General features: G+C 70.8%; 21 protein-coding genes and 1 pseudogene. 13 read left to right on the top strand and 9 right to left on the bottom strand.

Annotated features, from left to right (window positions below):
* Nucleotides 1-10: 10 nt before the first annotated feature.
* Complete coding sequence (locus ACYCO6_RS29225) at nucleotides 11-397, top strand: hypothetical protein (RefSeq protein WP_459765887.1); 387 nt, start codon at nucleotides 11-13, stop codon at nucleotides 395-397.
* Between the two features lie 147 nt (nucleotides 398-544).
* On the opposite strand, the pseudogene ACYCO6_RS29220 reads toward ACYCO6_RS29225, so the two are convergent.
* Nucleotides 545-814: pseudogene (locus ACYCO6_RS29220) on the bottom strand (DUF1194 domain-containing protein); the annotation flags it as partial.
* Between the two features lie 94 nt (nucleotides 815-908).
* A complete protein-coding gene (locus ACYCO6_RS29215) occupies nucleotides 909-2,576 on the bottom strand; it encodes a L,D-transpeptidase family protein (protein ID WP_459765885.1) in 1,668 nt (555 codons plus the stop codon).
* Between the two features lie 244 nt (nucleotides 2,577-2,820).
* Between ACYCO6_RS29215 and ACYCO6_RS29210 the strand changes: the two genes are divergently transcribed.
* A complete protein-coding gene (locus ACYCO6_RS29210) occupies nucleotides 2,821-3,906 on the top strand; it encodes an acyltransferase family protein (RefSeq protein WP_459765883.1) in 1,086 nt (361 codons plus the stop codon).
* Here the strand turns inward: ACYCO6_RS29210 and ACYCO6_RS29205 are convergent.
* The gene (locus tag ACYCO6_RS29205; protein WP_459765881.1) at nucleotides 3,893-5,062 is read right to left on the bottom strand and encodes an endo-1,4-beta-xylanase; all 1,170 of its coding nucleotides are present in this window, start codon (nucleotides 5,060-5,062) and stop codon (nucleotides 3,893-3,895) included. The two genes, ACYCO6_RS29210 and ACYCO6_RS29205, sit on opposite strands and share 14 nt — an antisense overlap.
* A 233-nt stretch (nucleotides 5,063-5,295) precedes the next feature.
* Between ACYCO6_RS29205 and ACYCO6_RS29200 the strand changes: the two genes are divergently transcribed.
* The 3 genes from ACYCO6_RS29200 to ACYCO6_RS29190 all read left to right on the top strand — a co-directional run bounded on the left by ACYCO6_RS29200 (nucleotide 5,296) and on the right by ACYCO6_RS29190 (nucleotide 8,219).
* Entirely contained in the window at nucleotides 5,296-6,138 is an 843-nt protein-coding gene (locus ACYCO6_RS29200) for an SDR family NAD(P)-dependent oxidoreductase (RefSeq protein ID WP_459765879.1), read from the top strand.
* Between the two features lie 284 nt (nucleotides 6,139-6,422).
* Nucleotides 6,423-7,895, top strand: a complete 1,473-nt coding sequence (zwf, locus tag ACYCO6_RS29195) for a glucose-6-phosphate dehydrogenase (RefSeq protein WP_459765877.1) — start codon at nucleotides 6,423-6,425, stop codon at nucleotides 7,893-7,895.
* 123 nt (nucleotides 7,896-8,018) lie between these two features.
* Nucleotides 8,019-8,219, top strand: coding sequence for a hypothetical protein (locus tag ACYCO6_RS29190; RefSeq protein WP_459765875.1), 201 nt, complete (start codon nucleotides 8,019-8,021; stop codon nucleotides 8,217-8,219).
* Nucleotides 8,220-8,226: 7 nt separating this feature from the next.
* On the opposite strand, the gene ACYCO6_RS29185 is transcribed toward ACYCO6_RS29190, so the two are convergent.
* Nucleotides 8,227-9,741, bottom strand: coding sequence for a glucan biosynthesis protein (locus ACYCO6_RS29185; protein WP_459765873.1), 1,515 nt, complete (start codon nucleotides 9,739-9,741; stop codon nucleotides 8,227-8,229).
* 271 nt (nucleotides 9,742-10,012) lie between these two features.
* Here ACYCO6_RS29185 and mdoH point away from each other — a divergent pair, with 271 nt between their 5' ends.
* Both mdoH and ACYCO6_RS29175 read left to right on the top strand, forming a co-directional pair.
* Nucleotides 10,013-11,944 carry a glucans biosynthesis glucosyltransferase MdoH gene (gene mdoH, locus ACYCO6_RS29180; RefSeq protein ID WP_459765871.1) on the top strand — a complete coding sequence of 644 codons (1,932 nt, stop codon included), beginning with the start codon at nucleotides 10,013-10,015 and terminating at the stop codon, nucleotides 11,942-11,944.
* Nucleotides 11,945-12,192: 248 nt separating this feature from the next.
* Complete coding sequence (locus ACYCO6_RS29175; RefSeq protein ID WP_459765869.1) at nucleotides 12,193-12,858, top strand: L,D-transpeptidase; 666 nt, start codon at nucleotides 12,193-12,195, stop codon at nucleotides 12,856-12,858.
* Between the two features lie 55 nt (nucleotides 12,859-12,913).
* On the opposite strand, the gene ACYCO6_RS29170 is transcribed toward ACYCO6_RS29175, so the two are convergent.
* Nucleotides 12,914-13,240 (bottom strand): cupin domain-containing protein, encoded by a 327-nt coding sequence (locus tag ACYCO6_RS29170; protein WP_459765867.1) that lies wholly within the window; start codon nucleotides 13,238-13,240, stop codon nucleotides 12,914-12,916.
* A 167-nt stretch (nucleotides 13,241-13,407) separates the two neighbouring features.
* The gene (locus ACYCO6_RS29165) at nucleotides 13,408-13,830 is read right to left on the bottom strand and encodes a gamma-butyrobetaine hydroxylase family protein (RefSeq protein ID WP_459765865.1); all 423 of its coding nucleotides are present in this window, start codon (nucleotides 13,828-13,830) and stop codon (nucleotides 13,408-13,410) included.
* 81 nt (nucleotides 13,831-13,911) lie between these two features.
* Between ACYCO6_RS29165 and moaA the strand changes: the two genes are divergently transcribed.
* Entirely contained in the window at nucleotides 13,912-14,964 is a 1,053-nt protein-coding gene (moaA, locus tag ACYCO6_RS29160; RefSeq protein WP_459765863.1) for a GTP 3',8-cyclase MoaA, read from the top strand.
* Nucleotides 14,965-15,073: 109 nt separating this feature from the next.
* Here the strand turns inward: moaA and radA are convergent, their stop codons facing one another.
* Both radA and alr read right to left on the bottom strand, forming a co-directional pair.
* Nucleotides 15,074-16,510 (bottom strand): DNA repair protein RadA, encoded by a 1,437-nt coding sequence (gene radA, locus ACYCO6_RS29155; protein WP_459765861.1) that lies wholly within the window; start codon nucleotides 16,508-16,510, stop codon nucleotides 15,074-15,076.
* 58 nt (nucleotides 16,511-16,568) lie between these two features.
* The gene (gene alr / locus ACYCO6_RS29150) at nucleotides 16,569-17,666 is read right to left on the bottom strand and encodes an alanine racemase (protein ID WP_459765858.1); all 1,098 of its coding nucleotides are present in this window, start codon (nucleotides 17,664-17,666) and stop codon (nucleotides 16,569-16,571) included.
* A 266-nt stretch (nucleotides 17,667-17,932) separates the two neighbouring features.
* Between alr and ACYCO6_RS29145 the strand changes: the two genes are divergently transcribed.
* The 5 genes from ACYCO6_RS29145 (at nucleotide 17,933) to ACYCO6_RS29125 (ending at nucleotide 22,756) form a co-directional block, all read left to right on the top strand.
* Nucleotides 17,933-18,541 (top strand): CvpA family protein, encoded by a 609-nt coding sequence (locus ACYCO6_RS29145; protein WP_459765856.1) that lies wholly within the window; start codon nucleotides 17,933-17,935, stop codon nucleotides 18,539-18,541.
* Between the two features lie 132 nt (nucleotides 18,542-18,673).
* Nucleotides 18,674-20,155 carry an amidophosphoribosyltransferase gene (purF, locus tag ACYCO6_RS29140; RefSeq protein ID WP_459765854.1) on the top strand — a complete coding sequence of 494 codons (1,482 nt, stop codon included), beginning with the start codon at nucleotides 18,674-18,676 and terminating at the stop codon, nucleotides 20,153-20,155.
* A gap of 65 nt (nucleotides 20,156-20,220) precedes the next feature.
* Nucleotides 20,221-20,970 carry an SDR family NAD(P)-dependent oxidoreductase gene (locus tag ACYCO6_RS29135; RefSeq protein WP_459765852.1) on the top strand — a complete coding sequence of 250 codons (750 nt, stop codon included), beginning with the start codon at nucleotides 20,221-20,223 and terminating at the stop codon, nucleotides 20,968-20,970.
* Between the two features lie 196 nt (nucleotides 20,971-21,166).
* Entirely contained in the window at nucleotides 21,167-21,577 is a 411-nt protein-coding gene (locus ACYCO6_RS29130; protein ID WP_459773778.1) for a dihydrofolate reductase, read from the top strand.
* A gap of 60 nt (nucleotides 21,578-21,637) precedes the next feature.
* Complete coding sequence (locus ACYCO6_RS29125) at nucleotides 21,638-22,756, top strand: carboxylate-amine ligase (protein WP_459765850.1); 1,119 nt, start codon at nucleotides 21,638-21,640, stop codon at nucleotides 22,754-22,756.
* Between the two features lie 226 nt (nucleotides 22,757-22,982).
* Here ACYCO6_RS29125 and der read toward each other — a convergent pair whose 3' ends face one another.
* Nucleotides 22,983-24,335, bottom strand: coding sequence for a ribosome biogenesis GTPase Der (gene der / locus ACYCO6_RS29120; protein ID WP_459765848.1), 1,353 nt, complete (start codon nucleotides 24,333-24,335; stop codon nucleotides 22,983-22,985).

The raw sequence follows: 24,335 nt of genomic DNA, 5'->3' as shown, positions 1-24,335 counted from the left end.
GTCCGACCCGATGATGCGTCCCGCTGCCCTCGCGACGTCCCTGACATTGGTCCTGATGGCGGCGCCCGCCCTGGCCTCACCCTGCTCGGAGCGGATCGACAGCATCTCGAAGCGCGTGCATTCCGAGCTGACCGAGGCTATCTCCGCCTCGACCAGCGGCCAGGGCAACGCCGCCAAGCGCGGAGGCGAGGGCGTCACCGGGACGGAGGGGCAGCGCGCGAACGAGTCGCCCCAGGCCCCGCCGGAGAAGTCGGCGCAGGCCGGGCAGGGGGCAGATGCCGCCCAGCAGGCGAAGGTTGCCCTGGAGGAGGCGCGCACGGCCGATTCCAAGGGGGACGCGAAGGGCTGTGAGGCGGCCGTCTCCCGCGCCGAGCAGCAGCTGAAGAAGGCGCCCTGAGGCCCTTCTGGAGCGTGCTGGCTTTTCACAGAACCGCCACACGCTCGACGTCTCTGCTCGCGCTTGATCGGGCAGGCACCGGCCGAGCGCGCTGATCTCGATCACGAACTTCCGGCGCAGCGCCCGCGAGACATCCCCGTAGCCGGTCACCGCCAGCAGGAACGCGCCCGGGCCGCCGATGACGTAGGCGCGATACCATTGCCCAGGCTGGTGCGCTCCTGCGGCAGCGGCGTTGGGAGCAGCCCGTAGCCGGGTGCCCGGTCGGCGCCGGCCCCGGACCACGTCGTTCTCGCCGGGCACCGGGATCGGCAGGCCGTTGACCGTCGCGCCGGTGGCCAGCAAGGCCCGGTGCGCGTCGGCGAGGCTGCTGGCGTCGGTGCACTTGTCGATCCCGTCACCCGAGACATCGACCACCATGCAGTCCGGGGAGGGCGGTCGCGCTCTCCCCGCGCCGATGACCGCTCGATGCCAAGGTTCCGGCGCGCTCCGGAACCGCATGGCCGGGTGGGGCTCAGCGGATAGGTTCGGCCGATTCTAAGCCGCGGCGCTCTGTCTTGGGCCTGGCCGCTGAAAGGCCGGCAGCCGCGGGTTTGGCCGCGAGGGCTCCCACCGGGGCGGTCTTGCCGCCGGCCGGCTCGGGATCCGCGGGCTTTGCCGCTGCCGGCTTCGTAGCAGGCGCCCTGGTGCCGGTTGCAACAGGCGGGATCGTACCCGTGGCGGCGGGCTCGGGAGCCGGCGTGTCGAGGTTGTAGATGTCGTCGCGGAAATGCGCCTTGCCGTCCGGGGTCGCATAGCCCGTGAGATACACGAACGTCACGGGGATCGGCTTGGCCAGCTTGATGTCGCGGCGCTCGCCGTCGGCGATGCCGGTCTCGATCTCGATCGGCCCCCAGCTGGTGCCGGGCCCGTTCGGCCCGTCCGTGCCCTGCAAGAGCCAGCCGACCAGCTCCTTCACCTGACCGACGCGCACGCAGCCGTGACTGTGGAAGCGCACGCTCGCGGCGAAGAGCGACTTCGCCGGTGTGTCGTGCATGTAGACGGCAAAACGGTTCGGCATGTCGATCCGCACTTGGCCGAGCGAATTGTCGAAGCCCGAATCCTGGCGCAGCGTGTAATTGACCGCCTTCTCGCCCGCCCAGTCGATCCGGGTCGGATCGACCTCGCCCGCCGGGCCGAGGATCCGAATGTGATTCTTGGCGAGATAGCCCGGATTCTTGCGCATCTGCGGGATGATCTCGTTCTTCACCACCGAGGCCGGCACGGTCCAGGTCGGATTGAAGTTGATGTCGGTGATCCGGGTCTCCACGGCCGGTGTCGCCTTGTCGGGGGAGCCGACCACCGCGACGTAGCGGCGGGCCACCGCACCGCTCTCCACCGCCTCGACGGCGGCAGACGGGATGTTGACAACGACGTAGCGCTCGCCGAACGGGAATTTCGAGCCCATCAGCCGGGCGGCCGAGGCGGCGAGCTGGCGCTGCCGTGTCTCGGCCGGCACGTTCAGGGCCTTGAGGGTGAGGCGGCCCAGGATGCCGCTGTCCGGCAGGCCGTGGCGGCCCTGGAAGGCGGCGATCGCCGCGATCAGCGGCGCGTCGAGGCGGTCGCTCGGCGGCGCGTCCGCCGGGAGGTCGCCGGTCAGCGTCAGGTGGTGGCGTAGCGCCGGGATTGCGGGGTTGCGCTCGCCCGGCTTCAGGCGCGCGAGATCCTCCGGCAACCGCTCCCAGCCGCCGGCCTCCGCGAAGGCGGCGTAGCGCTCGGCCGCCCGCAGCGTATCGAGGAAAGTGCGCGAGGTCAGCGTCGGGTTCGGGTCGGTAGAGACCTTGGCGTAGACCAGGGGCGCGGGCTCGCGGGACTTCTTCGCGGACTCCTGGGCTTTCGCCTGGGACGGCTTGGCCTCCGGGGCCGCGGCTTCCGCCGGTTTGGTTTCGGCCGGCTTCGCCTCAGGCAATTTCGTCTCCAGGCTCTTCGCGGCCGGGGCCACGGTATCCGGAGCCGGCGGCATCGACACCGGGACGGCGAGGGCCGGGACGGGGGCGGGACCAGCACCGGTCGGCGACGGCGCCGCCGCGGGGGTGCTCTGCGCCAGCGCCGCGGCGGGGGCGCCAAGCAGCGCCAGCAGGGACAGGCCTGCGCCGAGCGCGGCGTGCGGGCGGGCGTGACGGCGGGGAGGAACCGGGACCATACGCAACACTCCCGACGGCGCCCGGGGCGGCGCGGTCCGGCCGGATGATGGGGCGGCGTGGTTACCAATCTCCTCTGGTCCAGTGGACGCCCCACAGCGCGGATTCACCATCCGGTGATTGGTTCAGACACTCCGCGGCCATCGCGGATGCCGGCGCCCGCAAATGGCGCTACCTGTCCCGTGGTGCTGCGCAGCGAGATCGGCCTCCACCATGCGGGATCCCGGACCTCAGGTCCCCAGGGTGATGCCCTATCTGCCGCAGCTCGACGGGGTGCGGGCGCTCGCCATCCTGATCGTGTTCGCGGCCCATTGCGGCTACAGCCACATGGTGCCGGGCGGCTTCGGCGTCACAATCTTCTTCTTCCTCAGCGGCTACCTCATCACCACGCTCCTGCGGATCGAGCGGGCGCAGGCGGGCGCGGTGTCGCTCCCGGCCTTCTACCTGCGCCGGAGCCTGCGCATCCTGCCGCCCATGTACCTGACCCTGCTCGCCTCCGGGGCGCTCTATGCGGCCGGGTGGCTCGACTGGATGCGGGTCGAGCCCGCGGCGCTGCTCGGTCAGGCGACCTTCCTGACGAACTATCCCGGCCTGTTCGGCACCGAGGCGGTGCTGCCCGTGCCCCTCTGGAGCCTCGCCATTGAGGAGCACTTCTACCTGGTCTTCCCGCTGGTCTTCGTCCTGTGGCTCGGGCGCATGCGGCCGCGCGGGGCGGCGCTCGCCTGTCTCGCCATCTGCGGGCTGGTGCTGGCGATCCGCTGCCTCAACGTCTGGCGGCTCTCGGATTACAGCCTGAACTACAGCTGGACCCATACCCGCGTCGACGCGATCCTGTTCGGCTGCTGCCTCGGCCTGTGGAACAACCCGGTGATCCCGGCCGACCGGGCCTGGCGTCCCACGATCTGGCATGTCGCCGTCGGCCTCGCGGTGATCCTCGGCTCGCTGGCGGTCCGCGATCCCGCCTTCCGGGAAAGCCTGCGCTACACGCTCCAGAGCGCAGCCCTGTCCGTGCCCTTCGCATACCTGCTGCATGGGGAGGGGCCGCTGGTGCGGCTGCTCGCCAGCCGGCCGATGCGCCAACTCGGGCTGTGGTCGTACAGCTTCTATCTCACGCACATGACGGTGGTGGCGCTGGTGCTACACCTGATGCCCGGCCTGCACGGGCTCGGGCTGATGCTGGCGGCCTTTCCGACCACGCTGCTCTGGTGCTGGGGGATGTACGGCCTCGTCGAGCGCCCCTGCGCGCGCCTGCGCCGCCGACTGCTGGCGGGCCGCCCGCCCGAGCCTGTCCTGGCGGAGGGCGGCCGCCGGGCCGGCGTCACGCCCGCCTGAGCTTGTCCCGCGCCGTGGTGTGATCCGGCGCGGCCTCGAAGGCTGCCCGCATCGCGTGCCACAGGGGCTTGCGCCGGAACTGCGCGTCGAGCGGCAGGGCCCGCTGTGGAAGGCTGTCCGGACGCTTGCGATAGGGATGGTCGTTCAACCACGTGTCCGGGTCGTAGATGTCCCAGGTCACCACATCGAGCAGGGCGGGCTCGTCCAGCACCACGTCGAGGTAGCGCCGGGCGTAGTCGGCCACCCTCCGGTCGCGGGTGGCCACGTCGGACGGGAAGGCCCGATCGTCGATGTCGAGCTCGGTGACCTCGATGCCGAGCCCCATCTGGCCGATCTCCCGGAGGAATCGCCGCAACTGGCCCTGATCGATCGGGATCGTGCTGGTGAGGTGGGATTGCAGGCCGAAGCGCCGGATCGGCACCCCGCGGGAGCGCATCGCCTCCAGCCGGCGCAGGACCTTGGTGCGCTTGGCCTCCATCCAGGGCACGCCCTGCTCCACCGCATCCTCGTTCCAGGTGCCGGCGGCGGCCGGGTCGGTCTCGTGCAAGATGCGGAAGGCGAGATCGACGTAAGCAGGCCCGATCGAGGTGAGCCAGGGCGAGTCGCGCAGGCCCCCGCCGCGGTCGGGATCGGCCTCGTTGCCGAGGATCTCGTTGACCACGTCCCAGGCGACGATCTGGCCGCGGTAGTGGCCCGCCACCGTCTCGATCCAGCGCCGCATGAAATCCTCACCCTGGGCGGCGCTCGCCCGGGCCAGCAGCGGGCCGACCCACGGCGGCAGCGCGGCGTGCCAGACCAGGGTGTGGCCGCGCATGCGCTGGCCGTTGCCCCTGGCGAAGCGCAGGATCGCGTCGCCGCGGGCAAAGTCGGTCTTGCCGGGGGCTGGCAGCACCTCCTCCATCTTCATCTCGGTGCCGCAGACAAGGATTCCGCATTCCCGCGCCACCGCCTGCCGGTAGGCGGGCGTCGAGGCGAAGCGGTGGAACGGCACCTCGCAGCCATAGAGCAGGCCCTTGGCTGCCGCTGCCGCCTGGAGACTGTCCGCCGCCCAGGAGGGGCGGCCGAGCGGCCCGGAGCCGGTCTGGGCAGCCGCCGGAGCCAGGCCGGCGCAAGTCGCCCCGACGAGAAGCGACCGGCGGCTCGGAAGGGTCGGCATGCCGTGTCCTCGGGTTCCCGGAAGCGTTCCGGCGGGATCCGGCCCTGCTCGGTCCGAGGCCGGTGGGCTGGATCTCGTGTCGGGCCCATCAGAGCACGGGCGGGCTTCGGTTGCGATCCGCTGCTTCTGCTGGCCGGCGGACCTCCGATCCCGTGCTGGATGCGTGCCCCTTCAACTCGCCTTCGTTCCGGTTCGCCCCATCTGAAGGGCGCCATTCAGCCGAGGACAGAGTCATGAGCCAGCACCCCGCGATCAGTCCCGGCCGCAGCGCGGTCGTCACCGGCGGCGCGAGCGGCATCGGTCTCGCCGCCGCGCAGGCCTTCGCGCGGGCGGGCATGAACGTGTGGCTCGCCGACCTGCCCGGGCCGGCCCTGGAGGCGGCGCGGGCCGCCGTGGCCGAACTCGCGGCCGTCGAGGTCCGCGCCGTGCCGACGGACGTTTCCGACCGGGGTGCCGTGGAGGCGCTCGCCGCCGCGGTCGCCAAGGCCGGGCCGCCGGCCGTGGTGATGCTGAACGCCGGGATCGAGGCCGGCGGCAAACTATTCTCCGACGCCGATACCTGGGCCCGCATCCTCGGTACCAATCTTGGCGGCGTGGTCAACGGGATCCACGCCTTCGCGCCCGGCATGATCGAGGGGGGCAAGCCCGGCGCGATCATCGTCACGGGTTCGAAGCAGGGGATCACCACCCCGCCGGGCAACGCGCCCTACAACGTCTCGAAGGCGGGCGTGAAGGTGATCACCGAGGCGCTGGCCCACGAGCTGCGTAACCGGGAGGGCTGCCACACCACCGCCCACCTGCTGATCCCGGGCTTCGTCTATACCGGGCTCACGAAGGCGCGCGGCGTTGCAGAGAAGCCGGCCGGCGCCTGGACGCCCGAGGAGACCATGGCCTTCATGCTGGAGCGGCTGGCCGCGCAGGACTTCTACATCCTCTGCCCCGACAACGAGACCACCCGGGCGCAGGACGAGAAGCGGATCGCCTGGGCGTCGGGCGACATCATCGCGAACCGGCCCGCACTCTCGCGCTGGCACCCGGAATATGCCGAGGCGTTCAAGCAGTCCATGGAGAGATGAGGCCGCTCTTGCGAGCGTCGTGAAGCAAGCCCGGGCTCCGCGACGCTCGACGCGCTCACGGGCGGCCGGGATACAAGGCGCACCCGTCCGGGTTCATCGCCTCGACCCGGGCGAGCGTCTGCGTGCGTGAGCCCGCCGGACAGCCCTTGCCAGTCGCGCCGACAGCGTCGTGAGCCGGACAGCACAGGGCTGCGCCCCTCGTCTGGCGAAGCCCTTGCACACAGGTTAGGTCGGTGCGACGCAGCCGCCGCACGAGACCAGCGCACGACATCCGGGAGCCGCACGTGGCCACCATCATCCCTGTCGCTTCCTTCGACTGCGTCGTGTTCGGCGCCACCGGCGATCTGACCGCGCGAAAGCTTCTGCCGGCCCTGTTCTACCGTTTCCGGGACGGGCAGATCCCGGAGACCAGCCGGATCATCGGCGCTTCGCGCGCGGAGCTCTCGCTCGACGCGTTCCGCGAGCATGCCCGCGACGCCCTCAAGCGATTCGTGCCCGCCGCCGACCTGTCGGACGAGATGCTGTACCGGTTCCTCGACCACGTGGACTACGTCGCGGTCGATGGGGCAGGCGACAGCGGGTGGACCGACCTCGTGGCCAAGCTCAACGAGCGGCCCGACCAAGTGCGGCCCTACTATCTCGCCACCTCGCCCGATCTCTACGGATCGATCTGCCGCAACCTCGCGGCCCACGGTCTGGTCGGCGAGAAGTCCCGCGTCGTGCTGGAGAAGCCGATCGGCAAGGACCTGAAATCGGCCCGCGCGATCAACGATGCCGTCGGCGAGGTCTTCCCCGAATCGCAGATCTTCCGGATCGACCACTATCTCGGCAAGGAGACGGTGCAGAACCTGCTCAGCCTGCGCTTCGCCAACACCATCTTCGAGCGGCTCTGGACCGCGGACGTCATCGACCACGTCCAGATCACCGTGGCCGAGACGGTCGGCGTCGAGGGCCGGGCCGGCTACTACGACACCTCGGGCGCCATGCGCGACATGCTGCAGAACCACATGCTGCAGCTCCTGTGCCTCACCGCCATGGAGAGCCCCCTCAACCTCGAGGCGAACTCGGTCCGCGACGAGAAGCTGAAGGTGCTGCGCGCCCTCAAGCCGATCACGGCCCATGACATCCAATTCGCCACCGTGCGCGGTCAGTACGTGGCGGGGGCCGTCGACGGCAAACCCGTGGAGGGTTACCTCACCGAGCTCGGCCACGAGAGCCGGACCGAGACCTTCGTGGCCATGAAGGTCGAGGTCCAGTCCGGCCGCTGGGCCGGGGTGCCGTTCTACCTGCGCACCGGAAAGCGCCTGCCCCAGAAGCTCTCCGAGATCGTGGTGCAGTTCCGCGCCTCGCCCTTCTCGATCTTCCCCGAGGAGGCCTTCGGGCGCGAGCCGAACCGCCTCGTGATACGCCTCCAGCCCCAGGAGGGCATGAAGCTCGAGGTGATGACCAAGGATCCGGGGCCGGGCGGCCTGCGCCTGCGCCCGACCGATCTCGACATCTCCTTCGAGGAGACCTTCAAGCAGCGCTATCCCGACGCCTACGAGCGCCTGCTGATGGACGTGGTCCGCGGGAACGCCACCCTGTTCATGCGCCGCGACGAGGTCGAGGCCGCCTGGGCCTGGGCCGACGGCGTGCTCAAGGCCTGGGCTGACCGTCCGGAGGCGCCGCGGCCTTATCCGGCCGGGAGCTGGGGGCCGACGGCGGCCATCGCGCTGATCGAGCGCGACGGGCGGACCTGGCATGAGGAACTGCGGTAAGGAGGCGTCCCCAGCTTAAGGTCAAGCTGCCTTGATGCGGTCAAGCCAGATGTGAAATCTGTACTCGCCGCCGATCACCGTCCCGCAAGAGGGCGGATACGGCCATGCACAGGGGAACATCGCATGCTGGACACCAATCGGGATAGGGCTGCCTCGGCCGAGCGCCGCCTGGAGCGTTCTGTCGCGGCCGCCTTGCGGGTCATCGCGGCCGCCCATGTCGAGCGGCAGGCCCCTCCGGTCTCCGCCGCCCGGCGCCGCCTGAGCGAGGTCTACGGCGCCACCCGCCTCGCACGGCGCCTGGAGCAGGAGCGGTACAGCGCCTAGAGCGCCATCAGACAACCGCGTCCCAGGTTTCGCTCAGCGACGTGGCGTCGCGCACCAACCGGGCTCGCAGCACGACGTCGCCCGCCGGCATGCCTTGCGGCGGGCGCCACTCCACGTAGATGCGCCAGCCGCCCGTCTGCGGCACGAAGTTCGCCACCGGCTCGTGCATCGTGCCGGCGCTGGCCGAGACCTCCGCGGCCACGGAATCGTCGGGTCCCTTCGGCAGACCCGGCCCCTCGAAGTCGATCACGCAGAGCCGCCTCTGCGGAGCCGGCGGATTCGTGGGGCGCAAACGCTCCGCCGAGCCGAAGCGGGTCGAGGTCACCCGGGCCAGGGCCGCCTCCGGAATCGCGTCGACGGGCTCGGCCCCGACCGTGATCAGACGATAGGCGAGCCGCAGGGCCGCGCCAGGCTGCGCCGGCGCCGCCGGCACGAAGGCCGCCACGATATTGTCCATGTACTCCTCGCCCGAGGGGATCTCGTAGAGCTGGACGGCGCCCTCCGCGAAGACGCTGCCCGCGGGGTCCGGCGCAACCCACAGGCCGGGCCGGGCCTCGTGGCGCGCTTCCACGTCGAGATAGGCGGCGAAATTCCGCTCCCGCTGCAGCAGGCCGAATCCCGCCAGCGGCTTGGCCGCGAAGGCCGAGATCTGCGGCTGCGCGCGCCCGTTGACCAGGGGCCGCCAGAGCCGATCGAGCCGCGTCAGATCGTCCCCCGCCGCGACGCACAGCCCGTCGGAATCGTGCACCTGCGGCCGGAAGTCGTCGAAGGGCTTGGCGCCCCGGGCGCCGGGCCCGTTCTGGCCGTACAGGAACATGCTGGTGAGCGGTGCCAGCCCGAGCTTGGCGATCGTCCGGCGCGGATGGAGCGCCGCGGTGACGGCGATCCGGGCGGGGTCGCCGGGGGCGATCTCGAACCGGTAGGCGCCGGCCACGCTCGGGCTGTCCAGCAGCGAGAGCACCGTCAGGGTCCGTGCCTCGAGCTCGGGCTCACAGATCCAGTGGGCGACAAAATCGGGAAATTCCTCGCCCTCCGGCGCGCCGGTACCGATGGCGAGGCCCCGGCCCGACAATCCGTATTCCTGGTTGGATGCGCGCAGGCGGAAATAGGAGGCGCCGAGGAAGACTAGGAACTCCTCTTGGAAGCCCTCCGGGCGCCAAGCCGGCGTATCGGGGAAGGCGTAGTGCAGACGAAACCCCGCGAAGCCGAGATCCGGCGCGAAGCTCTGGCTGGACAGCTGCCGTCCGAGGTCGAACAGGCGGCTCTCGTAGGGGATCGGGCGCGCCGATCCGTTGCGCGGCTGCAGGTAAAGGGCCACGCGCTTGCGCTGCAGGAAGCCGCGATGAAAGAACTGGGCGCTGAAATTTCGGCCGAGATGCAGGCTCCCGGTCGGTCGGAAGGTGATCGCCCGGTAGCCGTCGTAGTCGAGGGCGGCGAGCGGCGGCGGCAGATCCGCGGGCGGCGCGGTATAGGGCGCGGCGGCGCGGCGCTCCGCCTCGGCCGACAGGGCCTCGAAGGTCATCGCGTCCCCCTGCGGCGGAAGCGCCGACCCGGCCCACGTTCTGGACCCATTCAGATCGGCCGCGCTAGGTAGGATCGTGCCGGCAGCCGCGGTCAGGACGGTCCGAAGAACGCGGCGTCGGGAGGGGGGATTGATCCGTTCGGCTTCCGGCGGCCCGTGCGGCCGGGTCGGCTCCGTGTCCTTGCCCCGTACATCGCTATCCAGGCTCATCGGTTCCCGGCCTCAGGCGGTCGGGCAGCCGGCAGCCTTCCACGGTCGAGTTCCTCGCGCCATGTCCTCACGCGTCACCTCCTCTGCCGAGCGGTCGCACCGGAACGCGTGCCCGGTCGCATCCGATCCGTCGACCGCCGTCTTACATCAAGAGGTCTGGACGGGCGCACGGCCGGGGCAGGCCCTGCGCGGCCGGCGCCTGGCCCTGGCAATCCCGAGTCTCGTCACCGCCGGCGGCCTCGCGTGGCTCGCCGCGCTGGCCTACCCGGCGGGTGTCAGCCCGCTCGCCTGGGCTGTTCTGGTGCTGTTCAGTCTCGTCATGGGCTGGCAGGCCTTCGTCGCCTGCCAATACGCTTACGGGCTCATCGCCGCTCTGCTGGGAGACCGGGCGAAGTCGGTGCTGGAGCGCAGCTCCGAGGACGGGGGGGGCGTCCCGGCCGGGACCGGACGCACCGCCGCCGTGGTGGCGATCCACGCGGAGGACGCGGTGGCGGTGTTCGCGCGCCTGCGGGTGATGGCCCGCTCTCTGGCCCGGGCCGGCGCCGAGGACATCGACATCTTCGTCCTCTCCGACACCCGGGACGGGGCGATCGCCGCAGTGGAGGAGCATGAATTCGCCCGCATCCAGGCCTGGGCGGCGGCCGACCCGGCCCTGCCGCGGATCCGCTACCGGCGCCGGACCGAAAATGTCGGCCGCAAAGCCGGCAACATCGGCGAGTTCTGCCGCAGTTACGGCGCCGAATACGCCTTCATGATCGTCCTCGACGCCGACAGCTTGATGACCGGCGACGCCATGACCCGGCTCGTGCGGCTCATGCACGCGAGCCCCCGCACCGGCTTGATCCAGACCGTCTCGTACGCGGCGGGCCGGGACACCCTCTTCGCCCGCATCCAGCAATTCGCCGTCCGCCTCTACGCGCCGCTGGCTTTGCGCTGCCTGGAAACTTGGCAGGGGCCGGAGGGGAGCTACTGGGGCCACAACGCGATCCTGCGGATCGAGGCCTTCGCGGAGAACGCGCAACTCCCCAGATTGCCGGGCCGGGAGCCATTGGGAGGCGAGATCCTGTGCCACGACATCGTCGAGGGCGCGATGATGGTTCGCGCCGGCTGGGAGGTGCGGCTGCTGCCCGAGATGGGCGGCACCTGGGAAGAGATGCCCACCAACCTCGTCGACCTGCTCGGCCGCGAGCGTCGCTGGTGCCAGGGCAATCTCCAGCACCTGCGGGTCCTGCCCTGGGCGGGGCTGCACGCCGCGAGCCGGTGGCACCTCCTGGTCGGCATCCTCTCCTACGGCGTGCTGCCGCTCTGGATCGCCTTCATCGGCCTCGCCGCCTGGCAGGCTGCCCGCACCGGCGATCTCGGCCTGCTGGCCTACGGGCTGACCGGGCAGGGCGCATGCGCCCACGCGCTCGCCGCCCTCAGCGTCGCCGTGCTCGCCCTGCCGAAGCTCCTCAGCCTCGGCTACGTGCTGGCGGCATCGGAGCGTCGGGCGGCCTTCGGCGGCACCCGGGCGCTGCTCGCGAGCGCCGCCCTGGAGCAGGCCGTGTGGGTGATCCTCTGGCCGGTCCTGACGCTGTTCACCGCCGGGGCCGTGGTCTCGACCTTCCTGGGCCGGGTGGTCCGCTGGGAGACCCAGGATCGCGACGACCGGCAGGTCTCCTGGGCGGAGGCGGTCCGGCTCCAGGCCGACGCCGTGGTGGTCGGCGGCCTGATTTGCTTCGCCCTGGCCATGGTCGGCAATGCGTGGCTCACCCTCTGGATGGCGCCGCTTGCGCTGGCGCTTCTCACCAGCCCGGCCCAGAGCGTCTGGACCAGCCGCGCCGATCTCGGCCGCGCTGCCCGAGCCCGCGGCCTGTTCCTGAACGCCGACGACACCGCGCAGGCGCCGGAACTCGCCGAACTCGCCCAGGTCCGCGGCCTACCGGCGGCGCCGGCCCTGGTTCGCCCGGTGCCCCTGGAGCCCGCCATCTGGCTCGCCGCCGACGAGGCCTGAGGAGCGGTATTCGCCTGCAAGACGAGGAAGTTGGTGCCCGGGACCACTGACGATCATCCCGGGCAATATGGCCAAGCTGCCACAGTGTTGCCATCGAGTCACGGGCTGGCGGAACTGGCCGAACGGGGCTGTTTCAGGCTTGGCTTTGGGGCGGGAGCGTTTACCCGTTGGCGAGGATCGGCACGGCATCGTGCGCCGGTAATTCGCCGCGTTCCCACCACATTCCGCGCCTGCCCCGAGAGGCTTTGATGCGTCGTTTCCTTCCCGCCCTGATCGGGCTCTTCGGCGCGGCCGCGTGCGCCGCGCCGGCTCTCGCCTACGAGATCGACCCGCTGACCCGCCAGCCGCTGAACGACGCGCTCACGGTGCGCGTGCGCCCGCAGGCCGTCGAGACCGTCGCGGTGCCGGTGGCCAACGCCTCCCTCAACCCCGCCGACCCGCTCAACGCCGACGCAGCCGTGCCGCAGATGTCGGCGATCCCGCGGGAGACCGTGGCGTATAACGGTCCCTACGGCGCCGGCACGATCGTCGTCTCTACGGCCGAGCGGCGGCTCTACTACGTGCTAGGTGGCGGGCAGGCCCTGCGCTACGGTGTCGGCGTCGGCCGCCCGGGCTTCACCTGGGGCGGCGTGCAGACCATCACGATGAAGCGCGAGTGGCCGGATTGGCGCCCGCCGGCAACCATGCTGCGCCGCCGTCCCGACCTGCCGCGCTACATGAAGGGCGGCATCGAGAACCCGCTCGGCGCCCGCGCCATGTATCTCGGCGGCTCGATCTACCGCATCCACGGCTCGAACGAGCCGGAGACCATCGGCACCGCCGTCTCCTCGGGCTGCATCCGCATGACCAACGACGACGTCATGGACCTCTACACCCGCGCCAAGGTCGGCACGAAGGTCGTCGTCCTGCGCTGATCGCGCGTCTCGGACTTTCGCGTGAGGGCCGGCCGCGAGGCCGGCCCTTCTGCGTTCAGGGGGCCGGCAGGGTCACCAGGGCGTCCGGGCGCTTCACTTCGATCTCCACGAAGGCGATCGGGTGGTCGGATCCGTTCATCACGTCGTGCCGGATGCCGGCGGGGCGCATGTAGGCTTGGCCGGCCGCGAGCGCGGTCTCGCTGACCGCCGCGCCGTCGTGGACGCGCAGGATCCCGTCCACCAGCATCACCACGAAATAGGGCCAGCCGTGCTCGTGCCAGCCCGTCACGGCGCCTGGCGGGAAGTCCCAGCGGGTGATGCGCACGGTGGCGTCGTCCTGCTGGATGGTGGGCGTCGCGGGAATGGTGCAGGCGAAGGCCATATCAGCTCCAGGGCAGGGGAGGGGGCGATCGGACGACGCCCGCGCCGACGCGATGCAAGCCCCCGGCCTGCTCGGTGGCTCGGTTCGGCCCGCGCCATCATCGCGAGCGGAGCGAAGCGACCCAGTGCTGCGCGGCTGGAGTGCTTCCTCGGCTCACGAGGATGATCTCAATGGCACCCGCAGGAGCCCGACCCGCATCCGCCGCCGGACTTGGCCGGCGCCTGCCGCACGGTGTCGCGGTCGAGGCCGCGCTCGGCGAGTTCGGAAAGGTAGGTGTTCCAGCGCGTCTCGTACTCGCGGCCCAGCGTGTGCAGGTACTCCCAGCCGTAGATGCCGGTATCGTGCATGTCGTCGAAGCCGAGCTTGACCGCGTAGTTACCGACCGGCTGCACCGCCAGGATCTCCACCGCTCGCTTGCCGCCGATCACCTTGCGCTCCAGCGGGGAGTGGCCCTGCACCTCGGCCGAGGGGCTCGACACGCGCAGGTACTCGGCCGGGAGGGCGAAGCGCGAGCCGTCCTCGAAGGCGACGTTGAGAACCCGCCGGTCGGACGACAGGCGGATCTCGGTCGGCCACAGATCCTCGCTCACGGGTCACACTCCTCACGCAATCTGGGGCTGCGGCCCGGGATCTGCTTGCCCGCGGCCGTCCGGGGCATCATATGCCGGACAATGCTCGATGACAGCTCCCTTACGCCGCAGGCGTTCGCGGCCGACGCGCCCACCGGGCCTGCGCCGCTGATCGACCCGTTCCAACGGGCGATCTCGTACCTGCGCATCTCGGTGACGGATCGCTGCGACCTGCGCTGCGCCTACTGCATGTCCGAGCACATGCAGTTCCTGCCCAAGCGCGACCTGCTGACCCTGGAGGAGCTGGACCGGCTCTGCGGCGTGTTCATTGCCCGCGGCGTGCGGAAGCTCCGGATCACCGGCGGCGAGCCGCTGGTCCGGCGCGACATCATGCACCTGTTCCGCCGCCTCTCCCGTCACCTCGACTCCGGAGCGCTGGAGGAGCTGACGCTGACCACCAACGGCACGCAGCTCACCCGGTACGCCGACGAGCTGGCGAGCCTCGGCGTGCGCCGGATCAACGTCTCGCTGGACACGCTCGACCCGGACAAGTTCCGGGACATCACCCGCCGGGGTGATCTCAAGGTCGTGCTCGACGGCATCGCAGCGGCGCGAGCCGCCGGGATGAGGGTGAAGATCAACGCGGTGGCCCTGCGCGATCTCAATGCCGACGAGATCCCCGACATGATCGCCTGGGCCCACGGCCTTGGCATGGACATGACGCTGATCGAGGTCATGCCGCTCGGCGAGATCGAGGCCGACCGCACCGACCAGTTCCTGCCCCTGTCGGTCGCTCGGCAGTGGCTGGAGACCCGCTACACGCTGACCCCGCTGCCCGACCGCACCGGCGGCCCGGCGCGCTACGTGCGGGTCGAGGAGACGGGGGGGCGGCTCGGCTTCATCACGCCGCTGACCCATAATTTCTGCGAGAGCTGCAACCGGGTTCGCCTGACCTGCACCGGCCAGCTCTACATGTGCCTCGGTCAGGAAGATTCGGCGGATCTGCGGGCGGTGCTGCGCGCCTCCCAGGACGATGCGGTCCTGGCTCAGGCTGTCGTCGAGGCGATCTCGCGCAAGCCCAAGGGGCACGACTTCGTCATCGAGCGCCAACGCCCGGCCGCCGTGCCGCGACACATGAGCGTCACGGGGGGCTGACCGGCTCGCGTTGGCGCCGCGCGCTCCCTCACCTGCACGGGAGAGGGGACCCGCGCCTCATCCGTATGCCGGCGCGGAGCCTGCCGCGGCAGGCTCCGGTCAATCTCCTTCAAACCTCCTCGTCGGCGTAGCGCGACTGAGACCGCCCGCGCTGCCCGGATCCCTTCCGCGGCGCCCCCGCGCTGATCCCCGCCACCAGATCGGCGATGTGGCGCAGCGTCTCCACCGACAGCGCCTTCTCGGCCTCGCCGCGGCCCTGCGGGATCAGCGCCCTGGCGAAACCGAGCTTCTGGGCCTCCTTGAGCCGGGAGCCGGCCTGCGCCACGGGACGGATCGCGCCCGACAGGCCGATCTCGCCGAAATAGACTGTCTCCGGCGGCAGCACGGCCCCCGATAGGGACGAGACCAGGGCGGCGGCCACCGCCAGATCGGCCGCCGGCTCGGTGATGCGCAGACCTCCCGCCACGTTGAGATAGACGTCGTGGCTTCCCAGCCGGATGCCGCCATGAGCCTCCAGCACCGCCAGCACCATCGACAGCCGGTTCGGATCCCAGCCGACCACCGCGCGCCGGGGCATGCCCAGCGAGGAGGGCGCCACCAGGGCCTGGATCTCCACGAGAAGCGGCCGGGTGCCCTCCATTCCGGCGAAGACCGCGGTGCCGGCGGCCTGATGGTCGCGGCCCGCCAGGAACAGGGCCGAGGGGTTCGGCACCTCGCTGAGGCCGGAATCGGTCATCTCGAACACGCCGATCTCGTCGGTCGGCCCGAAGCGGTTCTTCACGGCGCGCAGGATGCGGAAATGGTGGCCCTGGTCACCCTCGAAGGAGGCGACCGCGTCGACCATGTGCTCCACCACCCGGGGGCCGGCGATCTGCCCGTCCTTGGTGACGTGGCCCACCAGGATCACCGCCGTGCCGGTGGTCTTGGCGAAGCGGATCAGCGCCTGGGCGGAGGAGCGCACCTGCGTGACCGTGCCGGGCGCCGAATCCACCATCTCGGTCCACATGGTCTGGATCGAGTCGATAATCGCCAGAGCCGGCGGGCGACCCTGGCTCAGGGTCTCGACGATGTCCTCGACATTGGTCTCGGCGGCGAGCTGCACCGGACGATCGCTCAGGCCTAGCCGCTCTGCCCGCAGGCGCACCTGCCCGACGGCCTCCTCGCCCGAGATGTAGGCGACCCGCTCACCCGTTCCGGCCATGGCCGCGGAAGCCTGCATCAGCAGCGTCGACTTGCCGATGCCGGGATCGCCGCCGAGCAGGATCACCGAGCCGCGCACGAAGCCGCCGCCGGTCACCCGGTCGAGCTCGCCGATCCCCGAGGGGATGCGCGGCGCCTCCTTGGCCTCGCCGGTCAGCCCTTCCAGCGGGAAGACCCGGCCGCGGTGACGCGACGGCCGGGTCGCGGCCGGCCCGGACTGGCCGGGCGCCGAGGGTGCCTCCTCGACGATCGTGTTCCAGCCGTTGCACGCCTCGCAGCGCCCGCGCCAGCGGTTGTAGACCGCCCCGCAGGACTGGCAGACGAAGGTCTGGTGAATCTTGGCCATTCGGGTCCGAGCGCCGCCGGTGCGGGGTCCAGTTTCGTGTCCGGACTCGACGTCCGGGTCACCCTACATAAGTTCGAACATAACGTGAACCCAGCCCCGTCAGGATCTCGTAGCCGATCGTGCCGGCGGCACGGCCGACGGTGTCGATGTCGAGGCTGTCACCGATCAGGACCGCTGTGGCGCCGCGCTGCGCCGTAGGCGCCGCGGTGACGTCGAGGATGATCAGGTCCATGGAGACGAGGCCGAGGATCGGGCAGGGGACGCCGCCGACGAGCGCCTGTCCGCGCCCGCTGATCGCCCGTGGGAACCCGTCGGCATAGCCGAGCGAGAGCGTGGCGAGCCGGCTGGGGGCAGGGGCCGTCCAGCGCCCGTTATAGCCCGTGGTGGCGCCGGCCTCGACCGCCCGCACCTGCGCGATCATCGCCTCCAGCCGCACCACCGGGCGCATCGGGTTCGTCCCTGCCCAAGGCGTCGGGTTTCCGCCGAACAGGGCGTAGCCCGGCCGCAGGAGATCGTGGCGGGCGCCGTCGAGGAAGGCGCCCGACGAGTTCGCCAGGGAGGCCCGCAGGGCCGGATAGGCCGCCCGGACCCGGGCGAAGTCGGCGATCTGCCGGGCGTTGACCGGATCCTCGGGTTTCTCGGCGCTGACGAAGTGGCTGAGGATCAGGTCGATGCCGGCCGCGGCGATCCGCGGATCGCCCGCGAGATCCAGCGCCTCCGGCATCGGAAGGCCCAGGCGGTTCATGCCGGTATCCACGTGGAGCGCCGCCGGCAGGCGCCCGGCTGAGAACGCCGCCCAATCCGACAGCTCCTCGGCGCTGCCGAGCACGGGACGCAGGTCATGCGCTGCGAAAGCCTCGGACGCGCCCGGCGGCAGGCCGTTCAGGACGTAGATCGCGGCGTCCGCCAGCGCGGCCCGGGCCGCGACGCCCTCCGACAGGTGGGCGACGAAGAAGGTTCGGCATCCGGCCGCGAAGAGCGCCGGCCCCACACGGGCGATGCCGCAGCCATAGGCGTCGGCCTTCACCACGGCCGCGCAGGCGGCGCCCGCGCCGCGGTCGGCCAGCATTTGCCAGTTCGCCACGATCGCCCTGAGGTCGATCGTCAGCCGGGCGCCGTGGACGCCGATCTCCGTCACAGGTCCGGCACCAGCCACGCAGACCACCTCCCACCGCTCGCCACCGGGGTTCCGGAAGCACAAGCCGGACCCATAGCACCGGGACGGCACCCGGGTGGAGCCGGCCTGCCGGCAAGCCGCCTCGCGCCCATGAACCGGCGGGGCTGATGCATGGACGGCACAGGCTCGGGATGAGGCTGGTGCGCGAGGGTGACGGCCGAGGTCCGGCTTGGTATAAAACAACCGCGGTCCGGGGGAGCCGCACGGCCGACGCGGCATCCCCTCGGGTACCAAAAAGCTTAACGATGCCGTTTACCGTCCTGGATCTCGTCGTGCTTGGCATCGTCGCGGTGTCCGCGCTGCTCGCGGCCGTGCGCGGCGTCACCCGCGAGGTGCTGGCGATCGTCGCCTGGGTGGCGGCCGCCGCTGTCGCCTGGTCGCTCCATCCGCTGCTCCTTCCGACCGTGAAGCAGCACGTGAACAGCGACACCGTGGCGCTGGTCGCCTCCATCGCGTCGATCTTCCTCGGCACGCTGATCGTCGTCTCGATCATCACGGTGAAGATCTCGGATGTCGTCCTCGATTCGCGCATCGGGGCCGTCGACCGCTCGCTCGGCTTCCTGTTCGGGGCGGCCCGCGGCTTCCTGATTTGCGTGATCGGCTGGGTGTTCCTGTCCTGGCTGGTGCAGGGCAAGGTGCCGGACTGGGCCGCGCAGGCGCGCACGCGTCCGATGCTGGAGAAGTCCGGTGACGCTCTGGTGGCGCAGCTGCCCGAGAATCCGGAGGGCTTCCTGAAGCAGTTCAAGAAGCCGAAGGCCGTCACGCCGCCTAACGAGGCCGCCGACGCCCCCGCCGAGACCGACCCGGCGCCCCAGCGCCGCACCGAGACCGCACCGAGCCCGACGCGACGCTGATCTGCGGTATTCGCCGTAGGTCACTTCCCGCGGAACGCCTAGATAGCGGTTCCGGTGACGAACGGATTGTATCCGCGACGGGCCGGCGCGCCGGCCCGTCGCCGCCGGGACCCGTGAGTGATCAGCCGCACCATGTCACACGCCGCCGCTTCCGCCGCCCATCCCGGTTTCGATTTCGACCTCGACGGCGACACGCTCCGGGAGGAGTGCGGCGTCTTCGGCATCTTCGGCCATCCGGACGCCTCCGCCATCGTCGCTCTGGGCCTGCACGCCCTACAGCATCGCGGCCAGGAGGCCGCCGGCATCGTCTCCTTCGACGGCTCCGTGTTCCATTCCGAGCGGCGCCCCGGCCTGGTGGGTGATTCCTTCTCGGACGGCGAGACCATCGCCCGGCTCAAGGGCCGCGCCGCCATCGGGCACGTGCGCTACTCGACCACTGGCGGGACGATCCTGCGCAACGTGCAGCCGCTCTTCGCGGAACTCGCCAGCGGCGGCCTCGCGGTCGCCCATAATGGCAATCTCACCAACGCCCTGTCGATCCGCCGCGACCTCGTGCGCGACGGCGCGATCACCCAGTCGACCTCCGACACCGAGGTGATCCTGCACCTCGCGGCCCGCTCGCGGAAGCCGCGGATCATCGAGCGCTTCATCGACGCCCTGCAGGCGATCCAGGGCGCCTACGCGATCGTGGCACTGACCAACAAGAAGCTGATCGGCGCCCGCGACCCGCTGGGCATCCGTCCGCTGGTGCTCGGCGAGCTCGACGGCCGCTACATGCTGGCCTCCGAGACCTGCGCGCTGGACATCATCGGCGCCAGGTTCGTGCGCGACATCGAGAACGGCGAGATCGTGGTGATCTCCGAGGAGGGGATCGAGTCGATCCGCTTCGCCGACGCCGTGCCGATGCGGCCCTGCATCTTCGAGTACATCTACTTCGCCCGGCCGGACTCGGTGGTGAACGGCAAGAGCGTCTATGCGGTGCGCAAGGCGATCGGCCGGGAGCTGGCCCGCGAGGCCTCGGTGACCGCCGACATCGTCGTGCCGGTGCCGGATTCCGGCGTGCCGGCGGCGCTCGGCTTCTCGCAGGAGACCGGGATCCCGTTCGAGATGGGGATCATCCGCAACCACTATGTCGGCCGGACCTTCATCCAGCCGACCCAGTCGGTGCGCGAGCTCGGCGTGCGGATGAAGCACTCGGCCAACCGCGCGGCGATCGAGGGCAAGAGCATCGTCCTCGTGGACGACAGCCTCGTGCGCGGCACGACCTCGGTGAAGATCGTCCGGATGATGCGCGAGGCCGGCGCCGCGGAGGTCCATTTCCGGATCGCCTCGCCGCCGATCACCTACCCGGACTTCTACGGGATCGACACGCCGGAGCGCGAGAAGCTGCTCGCCGCGACCCACGATCTCGAGGCCATGCGCAAGTATATCGGTGCCGATTCGCTGGCCTTCCTGTCGATCCCCGGCCTCTACCGGGCGATGGGCGAGGAGGCGCGCAACGCGGCCTGCCCGCAATACACCGACCACTGCTTCACGGGCGACTATCCGACCGGCCTGACGGATCTCTCCATCGCCGGCCCGAAGCGCTTCGCCATGCTGGCTGAGGCGGACTGACAGGATCGGGGGTTCAGCGCGTGAACGGGCATCCCCTGCGCGCGGAAATGCGCTAGGTCCTGCGCATGGCTGAGTCTCAGAGACCTCTGGAAGGCCGCGTCGCGGTCGTCACCGGCGCATCCCGCGGCATCGGGCGCGCCGCCGCCCTGGCGCTCGCCGGCGCAGGCGCCCACGTGATCGCGGTGGCGCGCACGGTCGGCGCCCTCGAGGAGCTGGACGACGCGATCCGGGCCGCGGGATCCACCGCGACCCTCGTGCCCTTCGACCTCGCCGATTACGAGGCCATCGATCGCCTCGGCGCGGCGATCAACGAGCGCTGGAAGCGGCTCGACATCCTCGTCGGCAATGCCGGCATCCTCGGCGCACTCATGCCGATCGGCCACATCACCCCGAAGGTCTGGGGGCAGGTGATGGACGTGAACGTCACCGCCAACTGGCGCCTGGTCCGCTCGCTGGACCCGCTGCTGCGCATGTCGGATGCCGGCCGGGCGATCTTCGTTTCCTCGGGGGCGGCCTCGAAATGTCGGGCCTATTGGGGGCCGTACTCGGTCTCGAAGGCGGCGCTTGAGGCGCTTGTGCGCACCTACGCGGCCGAGAACGAGACCACGGCGATCCGCGCGATGCTGCTCAATCCGGGCCCGCTGCGGACCGGCATGCGCCGCTCCGCCATGCCCGGCGAGGATCCCGCGACCCTCCGGACTCCCGAGGATCTGGCGCCGCATTTCGTGCGTCTCGCCGCTCCGGACTGGACCGAGACCGGCAAACTCTATGATTTCCCCAGCGACCGGGTGCTGAGTTTCCGCGCACCCGAATGAGCCGGTACGCTGTTATTCGAACGCACATCCCACCGCCTCCCTCGTCCTGTGGTGCCGGAGCGAAGCGGAGGCCTCGAAGGAGGGCTCCAGACGTCGCGCGATCCCTGGAGCCGTCCTCCGAGGCCGGCTCCCGCGGGCACCTCGGGATGAGGGGTTGGATGGGACGGGCCGGATCTCCCTCTCTGAGTTCATCACGATGATCGATGTCCGCTGCATCTGTGCGATCGGCCTGCGGGGCCAGCTCGGCCTGAACGGGCACCTGCCCTGGGAGGGCAACACCGATCCGCTCTTCGTGGAGGACGTGACCCGCTTCTTCGCCCTCACGATGGGCCACGTGCTGATCGCCGGGCCGAAGACCGTGGCCTCGGTTCCCGAATTCGCGTTCAAGGACCGCACCATCGACGTGATCCGCAGCCACGAGGACCCCGAGCAGGTGCTCAAGCGCTATCCGGGCCGGCGGATCTTCGTGGGTGGCGGGATTGCGGTGTGGAACGTCTACGCCAAGTACATCCAGCACTGGGACATCACGCGCCTGCCCTACGACGGCGAGGCGGACCGCTGGTTCGATCCCGCCTGGCTGGTGGGTGGGCCGTTGCGCACAGCCTGAGCGGCACCTTCGCGCAGGCCGGCGCGTTGGCGCGGACGCATCGCGTTTCCGGAGACCACGATGAGCGCCCACAGCTACCGCTTCGGCATCGAGGAGGAGTACTTCCTCGCCGATGCCGAGACCCGCGGGACGCCGCGGGGCGACCTCGCCGCTTTCCACGCACGGGTGAAAGCGGAGCTGCCCGAGACCGGGCGGGAGCTGGTCGCCGCGCAGGTCGAAGTCTGCACGCCACCGCTCACCGAAGCCCGGGCGGCCCGGGAGAATCTCGGCGGCCAGCGCGCCCGGCTCGCGCAGATCGCGGCGGAGAACGGCCTGATGCTCCTCGCCTGCGGCACCCATCCCCTCGCGCGATGGTCCCGCCAGACCGCAACCGATGGCGCGCGGTACAAGGGCATCCTGTCGGATGTCGGCATCGCGGCCCGGCGGGCGCTGATCTGCGGCATGCATGTCCACGTGGAGGTGCCGGACGCCGACGCCCGCATCGACCTGATGAACCGGCTGCTGCCGTTCCAGCCGCTGCTCCTTGCGCTCTCGGCCTCGTCGCCGTTCTGGCAGGGCGAGACGACGGGACTGAGGGCCTATCGGCTCAGCATCTTCGGAGAGCTGCCCCGCAGCGGCCTGCCCGAGCTGTTCCCCGACGCGGCTGGCTACGAGCGGTTCGTGGCGATCATGACCCGCTCCGGGGCTATCGCGGATGCGAGCTTCCTGTGGTGGTCCCTGCGGCCCTCGATCAAGTTCCCGACCCTGGAGCTGCGCATCGCCGATGCCTGCACGCGGCTCGACGATTCGCTGTGCATCGCCGCCCTGTTCCGCTGCCTCGTGCGCCTGTGCGTGCGCCGGCCGGATCTCCATCGCGGTCTCGACGGCGTCTCGCGAGCGCTGGCCTCGGAGAATCTGTGGCGCGCCCAGCATAGCGGCGTGGGCGCCGCGCTCATCGACGAGGCTCGGGGGGAGGCGGTGCCGTTCCCCGAGGCGCTGGAGGCCGTCCTGTCCCTGGTGGCCGAGGATGCGGACGCGCTCGGCTGCGCCGCGGAGGTCGCCCGTGCCCGGACCATCGTCGCAGACGGGACCAGCGCGGACGGGCAGATCGCGGCCTTCGAAGCCGCCCTCGCCGGAGGAAAGGACGAGCGTGCCGCCCTCGCGGCGGCCGTGGATTGGATCGCCGATACGGCCCGCTAAAGCCCGTCCCGGTCGCGCGGCCCCGGTTCGGGACAGCAGACTGACAGCATGCGCCGGAGCCTCGGCGCCAACGGCCTCGTCCCGAGTGCCGGAGCGCAGCGGAGGCCTCGCAGGAGCCCTCCAGCCGGCCGCGCGATCCCCGGAGGCCTCCTCGAGGCTCGCTGACGCGGGCACCTCAGGATGAGGGGATCGGGTTGGGCGGGGCTACAGGGACAGCCCCTGCGCCTCAGCCCTTGTCGAACGGGTTCTGCGAGGTCCTGAGCGACAGCCGGATCGGCGTGCCCGGCAGATTGAAGGTCTCGCGCAGGCCGTTCACGAGGTAGCGCGTGTAGGATTTCGGCAGCGCGTTGAGCTGGTTGCCGAACAGCGCGAAATGCGGCGGCCGGCTCTTCACCTGCGTGGCGTAGCGGATCTTGATCCGCCGGCCCGACACCGCCGGGGGCGGGTTGCGGGAGGTGGCTTCGTTCAGCCAGTCGTTGATGCGCGAGGTCGAGATGCGGGTATCCCAGACTTCGGCGGCCTGCACCACCGCCTGCATCAGCTTGTCGACGCCCTCGCCAGCGAGGCCGGAGAGCGGCACCACCGCGACGCCGCGCACCTGCGGCAGCAGCCGGGTGCAATCCTCGCGCAGCTGCTTCAGCAGGCCCGGCTGGTCGGCCACGAGATCCCACTTGTTCAGGCCGATCACGAGGGCGCGGCCCTCGCTCTCCACCAAGTCGACGATCGTGAGATCCTGCTTCTCGAACGGGATCGTGGCGTCGAGGAGCACGACCACCACCTCGGCGAAGCGCACGGCGCGCAGGCCGTCCGAGACCGCGAGTTTCTCCAATTTGTCGTCGATGCGGGCGCGGCGGCGCATGCCGGCCGTATCGTGCAGCTTGATCCGCCGCCCCCGCCATTCCCAGTCGAGGGAGATCGAATCGCGAGTGATGCCGGCCTCGGGGCCGACGAGCAGCCGGTCCTCGCCCAGCATGCGGTTGATCAGGGTGGACTTGCCGGCATTCGGGCGGCCCACGATGGCGACCTTCAGGGCGCGGCCGCCGGGGGCGTCGTCCTCGTCCTCATCCGCGTCGGCGTCGCGTTGCGGCAGGGCGCCCTTCAGCGCCTCGTGCAGCTCGCCCAGGCCCTCGCCGTGCTCGGCCGAGAACGGGATCGGGTCGCCGAGCCCGAGGGTAAAGGCCTCGTAGGCCCCGGCGAGCCCGGTGCCACCCTCGGCCTTGTTGGCGATCAGGATGACGGGGCAGCCCGCCCGGCGCACCAGCTCGGCGAAGGGCTGGTCGGCCGGCAGCACGCCGGCGCGGGCATCGATGACGAACAGCACCACGTCGGCGGCGAGGATCGCCGCCTCGGTCTGCATGCGCATCCGGCCGGTGAGGGTCTGGGCGTCGGCCTCCTCGAGGCCCGCGGTGTCGATCACCCGGAAGTGGAGTCCGCCGAACGCGACATCGCCCTCGCGCCGGTCGCGGGTGACGCCGGGGCGATCGTCGACCAGCGCGAGCTTCTTGCCCACGAGCCGGTTGAACAGGGTCGACTTGCCGACGTTCGGCCTCCCGACGATCGCGACGGTCGGCATATCCAT

Source organism: Methylobacterium sp. CM6257 (assembly GCF_054611515.1).
The sequence above is the reverse complement of the archived record's forward strand: the minus strand, read 5'-3'. Positions and strand labels throughout refer to the sequence as shown.

What these genes read in the sequence shown, in the direction of transcription:
- ACYCO6_RS29145 (WP_459765856.1), top strand. Translation starts at nt 17,933, where the DNA reads ATGCCGTTTACCGTCCTGGATCTCGTCGTGCTTGGCATCGTCGCGGTG.
- purF (WP_459765854.1), top strand. Translation starts at nt 18,674, where the DNA reads ATGTCACACGCCGCCGCTTCCGCCGCCCATCCCGGTTTCGATTTCGAC.
- ACYCO6_RS29135 (WP_459765852.1), top strand. Translation starts at nt 20,221, where the DNA reads ATGGCTGAGTCTCAGAGACCTCTGGAAGGCCGCGTCGCGGTCGTCACC.
- der (WP_459765848.1), bottom strand. Translation starts at nt 24,335, where the DNA reads ATGGATATGCCGACCGTCGCGATCGTCGGGAGGCCGAACGTCGGCAAG.
- ACYCO6_RS29190 (WP_459765875.1), top strand. Translation starts at nt 8,019, where the DNA reads ATGCTGGACACCAATCGGGATAGGGCTGCCTCGGCCGAGCGCCGCCTG.
- ACYCO6_RS29170 (WP_459765867.1), bottom strand. Translation starts at nt 13,240, where the DNA reads ATGGCCTTCGCCTGCACCATTCCCGCGACGCCCACCATCCAGCAGGAC.
- ACYCO6_RS29215 (WP_459765885.1), bottom strand. Translation starts at nt 2,576, where the DNA reads ATGGTCCCGGTTCCTCCCCGCCGTCACGCCCGCCCGCACGCCGCGCTC.
- ACYCO6_RS29200 (WP_459765879.1), top strand. Translation starts at nt 5,296, where the DNA reads ATGAGCCAGCACCCCGCGATCAGTCCCGGCCGCAGCGCGGTCGTCACC.
- ACYCO6_RS29175 (WP_459765869.1), top strand. Translation starts at nt 12,193, where the DNA reads ATGCGTCGTTTCCTTCCCGCCCTGATCGGGCTCTTCGGCGCGGCCGCG.
- moaA (WP_459765863.1), top strand. Translation starts at nt 13,912, where the DNA reads ATGCTCGATGACAGCTCCCTTACGCCGCAGGCGTTCGCGGCCGACGCG.
- ACYCO6_RS29185 (WP_459765873.1), bottom strand. Translation starts at nt 9,741, where the DNA reads ATGACCTTCGAGGCCCTGTCGGCCGAGGCGGAGCGCCGCGCCGCCGCG.
- ACYCO6_RS29225 (WP_459765887.1), top strand. Translation starts at nt 11, where the DNA reads ATGATGCGTCCCGCTGCCCTCGCGACGTCCCTGACATTGGTCCTGATG.
- radA (WP_459765861.1), bottom strand. Translation starts at nt 16,510, where the DNA reads ATGGCCAAGATTCACCAGACCTTCGTCTGCCAGTCCTGCGGGGCGGTC.
- ACYCO6_RS29130 (WP_459773778.1), top strand. Translation starts at nt 21,167, where the DNA reads ATGATCGATGTCCGCTGCATCTGTGCGATCGGCCTGCGGGGCCAGCTC.
- mdoH (WP_459765871.1), top strand. Translation starts at nt 10,013, where the DNA reads ATGTCCTCACGCGTCACCTCCTCTGCCGAGCGGTCGCACCGGAACGCG.
- ACYCO6_RS29125 (WP_459765850.1), top strand. Translation starts at nt 21,638, where the DNA reads ATGAGCGCCCACAGCTACCGCTTCGGCATCGAGGAGGAGTACTTCCTC.
- ACYCO6_RS29210 (WP_459765883.1), top strand. Translation starts at nt 2,821, where the DNA reads ATGCCCTATCTGCCGCAGCTCGACGGGGTGCGGGCGCTCGCCATCCTG.
- ACYCO6_RS29205 (WP_459765881.1), bottom strand. Translation starts at nt 5,062, where the DNA reads ATGCCGACCCTTCCGAGCCGCCGGTCGCTTCTCGTCGGGGCGACTTGC.